Annotated in this window: 11 protein-coding genes; 2 read left to right on the forward strand and 9 right to left on the reverse strand. The window is 70.2% G+C overall.

Features of this window, described 5'->3' with window-relative positions; genetic code table 11:
• Window positions 1–731 precede the first annotated feature (731 nt).
• Window positions 732–1,985: a hypothetical protein gene (locus tag H7J06_RS28920; RefSeq protein WP_264042909.1), complete on the forward strand. Its 1,254-nt coding sequence runs from the start codon at window positions 732–734 to the stop codon at window positions 1,983–1,985.
• Window positions 1,986–2,058: 73 nt separating this feature from the next.
• On the opposite strand, the gene H7J06_RS28925 is transcribed toward H7J06_RS28920, so the two are convergent.
• Both H7J06_RS28925 and H7J06_RS28930 read right to left on the reverse strand, forming a co-directional pair.
• Window positions 2,059–2,583, reverse strand: a complete 525-nt coding sequence (locus H7J06_RS28925; RefSeq protein ID WP_264042911.1) for a hypothetical protein — start codon at window positions 2,581–2,583, stop codon at window positions 2,059–2,061.
• 95 nt (window positions 2,584–2,678) lie between these two features.
• The gene (locus H7J06_RS28930) at window positions 2,679–3,335 is read right to left on the reverse strand and encodes a GNAT family N-acetyltransferase (RefSeq protein ID WP_264042913.1); all 657 of its coding nucleotides are present in this window, start codon (window positions 3,333–3,335) and stop codon (window positions 2,679–2,681) included.
• Between the two features lie 76 nt (window positions 3,336–3,411).
• Here H7J06_RS28930 and H7J06_RS28935 point away from each other — a divergent pair, with 76 nt between their 5' ends.
• Window positions 3,412–3,855 carry a very short patch repair endonuclease gene (locus H7J06_RS28935; protein WP_264042915.1) on the forward strand — a complete coding sequence of 148 codons (444 nt, stop codon included), beginning with the start codon at window positions 3,412–3,414 and terminating at the stop codon, window positions 3,853–3,855.
• Here H7J06_RS28935 and H7J06_RS28940 read toward each other — a convergent pair.
• The 7 genes from H7J06_RS28940 to H7J06_RS28970 all read right to left on the reverse strand — a co-directional run.
• On the reverse strand, window positions 3,841–4,746 hold the full coding sequence (locus H7J06_RS28940; protein WP_264042916.1) for a XamI family restriction endonuclease: 906 nt from the start codon (window positions 4,744–4,746) through the stop codon (window positions 3,841–3,843). The genes H7J06_RS28935 and H7J06_RS28940 overlap by 15 nt on opposite strands.
• A gap of 44 nt (window positions 4,747–4,790) precedes the next feature.
• On the reverse strand, window positions 4,791–6,002 hold the full coding sequence (locus tag H7J06_RS28945; RefSeq protein ID WP_264042917.1) for a DNA cytosine methyltransferase: 1,212 nt from the start codon (window positions 6,000–6,002) through the stop codon (window positions 4,791–4,793).
• Window positions 6,003–6,125: 123 nt separating this feature from the next.
• The gene (locus H7J06_RS28950; RefSeq protein WP_264042918.1) at window positions 6,126–6,416 is read right to left on the reverse strand and encodes a DUF202 domain-containing protein; all 291 of its coding nucleotides are present in this window, start codon (window positions 6,414–6,416) and stop codon (window positions 6,126–6,128) included.
• The gene (locus H7J06_RS28955; RefSeq protein WP_264042920.1) at window positions 6,413–6,751 is read right to left on the reverse strand and encodes a YidH family protein; all 339 of its coding nucleotides are present in this window, start codon (window positions 6,749–6,751) and stop codon (window positions 6,413–6,415) included. Before H7J06_RS28955 ends, H7J06_RS28950 begins: the two co-directional genes overlap by 4 nt.
• Entirely contained in the window at window positions 6,748–6,921 is a 174-nt protein-coding gene (locus tag H7J06_RS28960) for a helix-turn-helix domain-containing protein (protein ID WP_372515427.1), read from the reverse strand. The genes H7J06_RS28955 and H7J06_RS28960 overlap by 4 nt, the downstream gene beginning before the upstream one ends.
• A 32-nt stretch (window positions 6,922–6,953) precedes the next feature.
• Entirely contained in the window at window positions 6,954–7,346 is a 393-nt protein-coding gene (locus H7J06_RS28965) for a PPOX class F420-dependent oxidoreductase (RefSeq protein WP_264042922.1), read from the reverse strand.
• 84 nt (window positions 7,347–7,430) lie between these two features.
• Window positions 7,431–9,059: hypothetical protein (locus tag H7J06_RS28970; protein ID WP_264042924.1), on the reverse strand; the 1,629-nt coding region annotated here is incomplete at its 5' end.

A 9,059-nucleotide genomic window follows, 5' to 3' on the forward strand; every position in this document is an offset into this window, starting at 1 on the left:
GGTTCAGCCTAGACGTTCGGGGGTCGGCTGGGTATCGCCGCCCACCGGGCTGGCTCAGCAAATAATCGGCGGGTTCGTGCGGCCGGCGGCTCGCCAGCGGGCTAAGTCAGCGACCACGGAGGAGTCGACGGCGAAGAGGCCACTGCTAACTAGTGACTAGCTCTGCCGTGAATGCACACCGCGGGTCGGCGCACTACACGGGCCATTTGCCGCACTGGTGGTTGAGTGATCGCTAACCGGATCGACGATCCATCGCGTCGGGCCGGACGATCGCAGCAAAGCTGCGGATGCCGATCGTTTGCCGACGTACCACCAACTGATTGGGGGTCCCGTCGGCACGTCGATGGTGGATGGCCCTCTGAGCTGCGACTTCATCTCCGGTCGGTGGGGAGTGTGCGCCGTGCGTGCCGTTTGCCCCACCCGTGTCGAGGTAATGGACGTCGCACCGACGAGCAAATGCCCGGAGCCCGCCATCCCGACCGAGGAAGCCCATCCTCGCATTCCAACAGCAAAGTCGAATTGGAGCGAAATAGAGTTAGCTGGCGCAGTTGCAATTCGCACGAGCGAGGGTAAATTAAGGCCACATCAAAACGGCGGTTAGCTGTCGGCAAAGGGGAATCATGTTGGGGACAAGTAGTCTTTCCATTGGCGCGGGCATCACGGCGGTCGGCGCGGCAGCGTTGCTAATCAGTCAATACGGAACACTGGCTGCTACCCCCGAACAGCCGACCGTGCCGGCCATTCGAACCGCGGCCCAGCCACTGGAGTTCAACGTCGACCAGACGTTCCCGTGGGCACTGGCGCCCGGCAACGCGATCAGCAGCACGGGCGCGGCCACACTGGCGGCGATCAGCGAATACACCAACGGTTTCACGTTCGGGGCGGCCGCCGCGCTGCAGACGGCCAACCAGGTCGGCCCGCTGACCTTCGGACTCAACTCGATCCGCGCCATCAGCACCCAGCAGGGGCCGAACGGAGTCCAGCCGGCCGTAGCCAACGTGACGGACCTGGATCAGTGGGCGGTCGGGTTGGCGGGACTGGCCAACAGCACCGGAGCGGTTGGCTTCGTGGAGAACGCCGCCTGGTACGACCCGTTCATCGGCACGCACGCCGGCTTCCTCCAGACCAACAACAACTTCGGCCCAGCCTTCTTCAACCTCAACGTCCTCAAGGCCATCGGCCTCACCCAGGCGCCCAGCGGCACGCTCCTGACCAGCGGGCAGCCCGACGACTACAGCGCCGTCGACATCGGCCGGTGGTCCGCAGGCATCCCCGGACTCATCACCAACACCGGGACGACGGGGTTCGTGTACTCCCAGGACTTCGGTAACGGGCCGATCAACACCTTCTTCGTCGGCGGTCTGCACACGACCACCACGATTGGCTCCATGGCGTTCGACTTCAACTTCTTGCCGTCGATCAGGACCAGCATCTTCCCGCCGGGGCTGACCATCTCGTTGGCACCGGACATGACGGCCGCCGAGACCGAGTTCGCCGCCATCACCCCGCCTCCCCCGGGGACCATCGACCCCCCGGTCACCAACCCGCTTCCGCTGGCGGCCACGTCCACGCCGTCCACCCTGTCGGCGCTGTCGGCACCCGCGCCGCAGACCGTCAGCGGTCCGCCGCCCGCCGACACGAAGACGGCCACCGAGGCCACCGACGTCTCCAAGACCGAGACGTCAGAGACGACCAAGGTGAGCGACACCAAGCCGAAGGTCGAGATCCCCGGCGTCAACGGTGTCCCGCTGGCCGGAACGCCAAGCACGGGAACCACATCCGGCGGGGGCAACGGCGCGGTCGACCCGTTCAAGCCGTTCCGATCGATTGCCGATTCAATCAGGGGCGGGATCGAGACGTTCACCGGTACCGGTCCTCGGCCGGCGGCCACCGGCAGTGCCGGTTCGGAGAGCACGGCAGGTACCAGCACGTCCGGTGGGGGTAGTGCCGGCTCGGCCGGTGGCTCCGACAAGTCCGACGGATAGACGTAGCCGAAGACACGAGAGCCGCCCCGGTTTCCACCGGGGCGGCTTTCGTGTGCGGGTGTGCGGTGTCAGCTCACTTGCAGAGCTCGACGATCTTCGTGCTGTTGGTCTCGAGGGCCTTTAGTCGCGCCACCTGGCCGGCTTCGCCGTCCGCGGTGCCGGCCAAGGCGTCGATGGTGAGGTCTTGAAGGTCGGTCGCGAGCGTGCGCAGCAGCCCCGCCAAGTCGGCGGGGACGGCGGGACTGAGGCTGTCGACGAGATGTTCGCTGCCGACGGCCATCGCCAGCCGGGCGTTGGCCGCAACCGCCTGCGCCGCAACGGGATCGGTACCCGGCGAGGCCTGCGTTTGCAGTGCGACGGCGGTGCGCACCTTGACGTAGGCCTCACACGCCCGCCCCTTGGCGTCGGCGACCTGCTGCGCGGTCGGCGCCGGCGCGTCAGCCGACGTCGGTCGCATCAGGGCCCACACGGCGACTCCCGTCGACGCCACCGCGACCACCGCCAACGCTGCGGTGGCCCACCTCCACGGGGATCGCGCGGGGGGCTGGGCCGGCGGCGGGGGCGACGGCTCCTCATCGGACTCGGCGGCGTGCTTCATGGTCTGACGATCGTATCCGTTGGATTTGCTGACGGGTCACTCTCGCGATTTCGGCGCGTCCATCCGCGGTAGCCGCGGACGTCCGCGCCGAGATCTCAACACCCGGCCGGGGCGCCGAGGAACTCGCAGACCGCCTCCACCCCGCCGAGGTGGATGTCGTCCCGGCGGACGGTCTGCCATTGCGGTCGGGTCATCGCGAACGCCCGCATGGTGTCGGGTCGGCCGCGCCGCATCTCCTGGGCGGGCGTCCCCTCGGTGTAGGGCAGCGATCTGGTGACCCTCAGCGAGGCGACGTTGTCGTGCCACGCGCGGGTGGCGGCGGTGTCGGCGTACAACCCGGCGAAGATCAGGTGCAGCGCGGCCTGGCGCATCTCGCGGCCGAGCCCACGACCCTGAAATCGACGGCCGATCCACGACCCGGTCGTCACGGTGCGGGTGGTGGGGAAGTGGTCGGCATTGAGCGTGCAGACGCCCAGGAGCGTTCCGTCGCGGTGCTGGGCCGCCAGGATGAGAGTCCACCGCTCAATGGTGGTGTTGGCCCGGCAGTTCCAGAAGTACCGCACGGAGTTGCGCTGCTGATCCGGCGGCGGAACGTCGGTCCACGGGTCGGAGAACGGCATGGTCCCGGGATCGTGAATGCCCTGTGCGGCCAGGTCGGCCAGCTCCAGGGCGAGCTCGTCGGTGACGTAGCGCAGCGTCAGGCGGGGAGTCGACACATGGAGGTCGAACAGCGGCCAGATTGCGGCGGTCATGGTGTCATCGCATCTCACCCGGGGTGCGCACCGCAACCGAATTCGCCGCCCGGGCTCTTGGCGCTACCGTGGAGCGGTGTCCCGAGCCAAACCTCTGGGCTTCGATCTGCAGACCGACCAGGCCACGTCGACCCGCATGCAGCGCCAGCGACGACGCGACACGGCGATCGAGGTGGCGTTGCGGTCGCGTCTGCACGCGGCCGGGCTGAGGTACCGAATCCATCAGCGGCCGCTGCCGGCGTTGCGGCGCGAAGCCGACATCGTCTTCCGGCGGGCCAAGGTGGCGGTCTTCGTGGACGGGTGCTTCTGGCATGGTTGCCCGTTGCATTCGACGAAACCGAAGCGCAACAACGACTTCTGGGCCGCGAAGATCGAGGGGAACAGTGCGCGTGACCGGGCGACCGACGAGGCACTGCGCGAGGCCGGCTGGGTGCCCGTCCGAGTGTGGGAACACGAATCCGCCGAGGATGCCGCCGCGACGGTTCGCCAGCTGGTCGAAAGCCGTTCAGCCCGAGGTTGATTCGACGAACTCCCGGAGCGGGTTCAAGTCGTGCTCCCACAGAATCATCACACCCCGGTCCTGCGCCGTCACCAGGCAGGACAGGTCGAACACCCCGGCGAGGATGACGCCGGTCAGCGCCTGGGAGCCGAAGTGGGCCCGCCAGGCGTCGGACTTGCCGCCCACCTCGCGGTTGACGCGCTTCCATCCGTTCTTCGGGCCGTTGGACACCTTGCATTCGAGCGCGAGCAGTCGGCCGTCGAACAGCCGGGCGGGCACGTCGCACTTCGCCCCGGCGAGCCGGCGTTCGCGACTGTAGCCGCCCCGTGGCATGTCGTCGATGAATTGGATTGGCGCGCGCGACACTTCGAGAGTCAAGCCCGCGTCGTCGAGTGTCTTCGCGGTCATCGTCTCCTGGCGGGACGAGGCTTCACCGCGCCGTTCCGTACCGGTCTGTTGGGCGGCCCAGAGCACGGTCGTCGCCATGATCGCCATTTCGCGTTCGTCCGGCCACGGGGGCCGCCCCTGCGCGAGCCAGGGGAACCGCACCGGGTCGACGACGACGCGGATCGCCTCGGCGGTGTCCTCGGCGTACGCCGGGGGCACGGAGCGAAACTTCGGGCCGCCGACCAAGGTCCACAGGTCTTCCTGGCTGATCGGCGGACCGCACAGGTAGCGGCAGGCTTGCCACGCCTGGGGATCGGCCTCGAAGACTGCGCCCGTGAGGTTCTGGATGTCGTCGGACGCCTCGAAGACCTGCTCGACTCGTGGGCGAAGGTGGTTGTACATTCGCTCGAACGCCTTGGGGCCCTCCTCGCGGCGGAGATGGGTGAAGGCGTCTTCGGAAGCGTCGCGAGCGGCCTTCAACTCCGCTGCCGTCCACTGGGGCGGGGCGACGAAGGATGGCGACACCCGGCCGAGTCTGCCACCGGGCGCCCGGTTGCCCGGCCGACACGCTACTCGCGGGCGAGGATCCGCGTGCGCAGGCTTCCGTTGACCCGATGCTCCGCCTCGGTGTAGCGCACGCGCTTGGTGAGATAGTCGGGCCACGGTGGCATCGGCGGGGGCGTCTGGGCCGGGCCGTTGCGGACCGACTCGAGCAGGGTCCTGCCAATGGCTTCGACGGCGTCGATCTGGACGGCGTTGCCGATGTGGCGGAAAAAGTTGCTGGTCTTGCCTGCGAATCGCCAGTCCCGCGGAAAGCCTTGCAGTGCAGCGCATTCCTCCCACGTGAGACGCCGGATGTCGTGATCGCCGGGCAGTCGGATCCAGTCGGGGGTCGCCGCGGTGCGGATGGTGCGCGAGGGCAGGCCGAGGTCGGCGAGGAAGGCGTCCTGTCGGTAGCCCCACTGGCCGCTGGGGCGGTTGTTCATCACGCGGCCCTTCGTGCGGAGGCCGGTGCCCGGGGTCAGCTGCCGTAGCGCGTCACCGTCGACCCCGTTGGGCCGCACGACGGCGTCGTGGCGCGCCGGCGGCAGCGCATCGAGAAGCTCGCCGAGCGAGACCCACGGCTTGAGGCCGTTCTCGCCGTACCGGTGATGGGTGGGTTCGGGGAACTCGGGAAGCTCGTGGTCGGCGGTGGCGATCAGGTAGAGGCGCACCCGGCGCTGCGCGGCGCCGTAGTCGGCCGCGTTGAGCGTGGCGATCCGGCTGGAGTAGCCGTGCGCGCGGAGGTCGCGCTGGATGCTGCGCAGCACCTCGCCGGGGGCGCCCTTCGGACCGACCGCGGTGACGAGGCCGCGGACGTTCTCGAACAGCACGTAGCGGGGCTGGAGTTCGTCGACGAGGCGGATCATGTGGGCGATCAACTGGCCGCGGGAGTCCTTCAGGCCCTTCTGGTGGCCCGCCGACGACCAGGGCTGGCACGGCGGGCCGCCGGCCAGCAGGTCGGGACGCCAGTCGGCTCCGGCGGTGCGCGGACGCAACTCGTCGGCGGTCAGGGTCGAGACGTCCTTCTCGATCAGCGTCGTCTTCGCCAGGTGCTTGCCGCGGCGGCCCTTGATCGGGATGCCGGCGGCCTTGCTGGCGCGCAGGGTCTCCATGGCGTCGGCCGCATGGTCGGTTGCGGTGACGACGTCCCAGCCAGCGCGTTCGAGGGCGATGTCGAAACCGCCGGCCCCGGCGAACAGGCTCACCACCTGCGCCTTGCGCGTACTACGCGGTGCCACCGCAACCCCTTCCGTGCATCGAACGGCCGTTCGACATCAGGTATACAGCCTCACACCGACAAGAATCGCATGCCATTGTCGTCGACGGCCGCCCGTGTTCGGGGGACGCGCGCCGTAACCGGGTCACCACCAGATGGCGACGACGCAGGCCATCCCGAGCGCCGCGGTGACGGCCCCCGTGACGGTGACCGCCCACCGTGCCGGTGTGACGGCGGTGCCCGCGTCGCTCAGCCGGCTCCGGCGGACGAGCGCTGCCATCGCAGCCCCGAACAGCGCGACGACCGCGAGAGCCAGGTGCCCGTGCACCAGCGTCTCCCCGGAGCGGAAGCCCAACAGGATGCCCACCGCCATGAAGCCGAATGCGGTTCTCTCCCAGCTGAGTTGGGTTCGCTCCCGCTGCAGGGCGCTTCTCATGGCCGACCCACGAGCACCAAGACGAGTATCGCCACGCACGCGACGATCAGGAACGCCGCCAGTGCGCCGGGCAGACGTGTCGGCGGCAGGGCTTCCTCGGCCCGCATGGCGTCCTGCACCCGCTGCCAGCGCCGTACCGATGCCACTGCCAGCACCGCGCCCGCGGCGACCAGCAGTGTCGCGAGCGCGTGCCGTCCCCACGGCACGGAGAACGGAGGAACCAGCTGGGCGATGGCGACGCCACCGGCGATCAAGGCGAGTGCCGTTCTGATCCACGCCAGAAAGGTGCGCTCGTTGGCGAGGGTGAAGCGGTAGTCGGGGTCGTGGCCAGTCATGCGCCGTAGCTCTGCACTGCGATTCGGGCCCCCACCGCCGCCAGTCGTGCCGACACCGCCGGTTGTGCCAGGCCGACCCTTCTGGCCGCCGCGCCAAGACTGCCGGTCTCGGCGATGGCCAACAGCACCTCGAACTCGGCGAGATCCGGCATGTGCGAACTCGGGGGCACGAGATGAATCGTGGCACGAGCCAGGCGAGGGGTCAGTCGACGGTGATCCGGACCGCGACGCGAGCCTTCTTGCCTCGGGCAACGATTCGCTCGACGACGGTAATGGCGAAGAACTCGAATCCGTACTTGGCCTTGATCAGCCGCTCGACCCGGGCGGTCTCCGTTGGGTCTGCGTCGACCTCCGCCGAGCCACTGGTGACCTTGGCGCCGTCGGGCACCTTTCCGGTCCGTCCGCACGGGGTCAACTCCACCCGGCTGTCGCGGCGGAGGCGTTTGACCTTCCAGCTGTCGGCGGGGGTCCACATGACCAGGGCGTCACCGTCGCGTGCCAACCACATCGCGCCGGCGACCTTCTCGCCATTCTTCTTGAACGTGGTCAGTGACACGAACTTCTCGTCGGCGAGCGACGCCACGTCGTCGGACATCACCACATCATGCCCGCTCGCCGGGTCTCAGCGGTGCGCGATCGGGGATCATCATCGCGGTGGGCCATACCATCGCCCGAGCGGTCAGCCGGTGGCGCCCGGTTTACCGTTTCGGTCGGAGCCGATCCCGCCCTTACCGCCGAGTCCGCCGGGGGTGCCACCGCCGCCGCCATCACCGCCGATGCCTCTGCCAGTGGCGCCGGCCGTGCCGTCGCCGCCCGCCCCACCTGCGCCGCCGGTGCCGTTGCTGGCGCCGGTGCCCCCGCCGTTGCCGCCGTTGCCGCCCCTGCCGCCGTTGCCTCCTGTGGCGTTCGAGTCAGAGCCCTTGATCGTCGCGCTGCCCCCCACTCCGCCCGTACCGCCCTTTCCACCCGCACCGTTCGCGCCGTCGGCGCCATTGGAACCGGTGCCGCTGGCACCACCGGACCCAGCGCTACCGCCGTTGCCACGGATGCCGCCGGTGCCACCGGTGCCGCCGTTCCCGCCGTTGCCGCCGCGCACCTTCATGTGGCGCCCCTTCTCGCTGACGAAGGCGCCGGCACCGCCGCTACCACCGTCGCCGCCCGCCGCGCCGTCGCCGCCGCGGCCACCGCTGCCATTGACGCCAGCCGCGCCGTCGACGAGGCCGGTTCCGCCGCTGCCGCCGCCGCCGCCGCTGCCACCCTTTCCACCGCTACCACCGCTAGCACCATTCCCACCGTTACCACCAGTTCCATCTCCGGTGGCGCCGTTGACGCCGTTGACGCCTGCTGCGCCGTTGCCGCCAGTGCCGCCGCTGCCACCGGCGCCGCCGGCCCCGCCGTTGCCACGGGTACCGGCAATGCCGCCTTGACCGCCGGTGCCACCTGTCCCGGCCGCGCCCCCATCGCCAGCCAAGCCGCCGTCGCCGCCGCGACCGCCCGGGCTGCCGTCCAGACCGGCTCCGCCGCTGCCGCCAGCAGCAACGGCGTTGACGCCCGGGTTTCCCGCAGCACCGGCGCCGCCGACCCCGCCGTCGCCTCCGTTACCGCCCTTGCCGCCGTCGCCGTTGACTCCGGCCCTTCCGGCGGTGGCGGTGCTGCCGCCCGCCGCGCCGACGACTCCGGCGTTGCCACCAACTCCGCCGTTGCCGCCGAGTCCGCCGAAGTTCCCGATGCCAGCGGCCAGGCCGCCGCTAATTCCGGGTCCGCCGGTGTCTCCGGTGGCTCCGTTTCCGCCGTTGCCGCCGGCGGCGCCGTTTCCGGCGTTCCCGCCCATGCCGTCGGTCCCGGCGGTACCCCTCACCCCGCCGGTTCCACCGGTGCCAGCCGAACCTGCGGTGCCGGCCGCGCCGCCGTGGCCTCCGTTACCGCCCGCACCGCCGGCTTGTCCCTTGGTGCCATTGCCGCCGGGGCTGCTGGGAGTGGTGCCGTTTGCGCCGGCTGCACCGTTTCCGCCGTTTCCACCGGCGGCGCCGTTGCCGGCGTTGCCGCCGTCACCGTTGGCTCCGTTGGCACCGTTGACGGAGCCTGCGCCGCCTGTACCGGCGTTCCCTCCGTTCCCGCCGCCGCCGCCCGCTCCGCCGGGGGTACCGTCGCCGCCCGCTCCGCCAGGGGTGGCGGCGTTGGCCCCCGCGGAGCCGCTGGCACCGTTTCCGCCGTTGCCGCCCCTGCCGCCGTTTCCGCCGTTTCCGCCGACGCCTCGTACTGCGGACGAGCCCGCGATGCCGGCTTCGCCACCGGTGCCGCCCGTGCC

The organism is Mycolicibacterium hodleri (genome assembly GCF_025822245.1).
Taxonomy (GTDB): Bacteria; Actinomycetota; Actinomycetes; order Mycobacteriales; family Mycobacteriaceae; genus Mycobacterium; species Mycobacterium hodleri.

What these genes read in the sequence shown, in the direction of transcription:
- H7J06_RS28925 (WP_264042911.1), bottom strand. Translation starts at nt 2,583, where the DNA reads ATGAAGCACGCCGCCGAGTCCGATGAGGAGCCGTCGCCCCCGCCGCCG.
- H7J06_RS28930 (WP_264042913.1), bottom strand. Translation starts at nt 3,335, where the DNA reads ATGACCGCCGCAATCTGGCCGCTGTTCGACCTCCATGTGTCGACTCCC.
- H7J06_RS28950 (WP_264042918.1), bottom strand. Translation starts at nt 6,416, where the DNA reads ATGAGAAGCGCCCTGCAGCGGGAGCGAACCCAACTCAGCTGGGAGAGA.
- H7J06_RS28955 (WP_264042920.1), bottom strand. Translation starts at nt 6,751, where the DNA reads ATGACTGGCCACGACCCCGACTACCGCTTCACCCTCGCCAACGAGCGC.
- H7J06_RS28965 (WP_264042922.1), bottom strand. Translation starts at nt 7,346, where the DNA reads ATGTCCGACGACGTGGCGTCGCTCGCCGACGAGAAGTTCGTGTCACTG.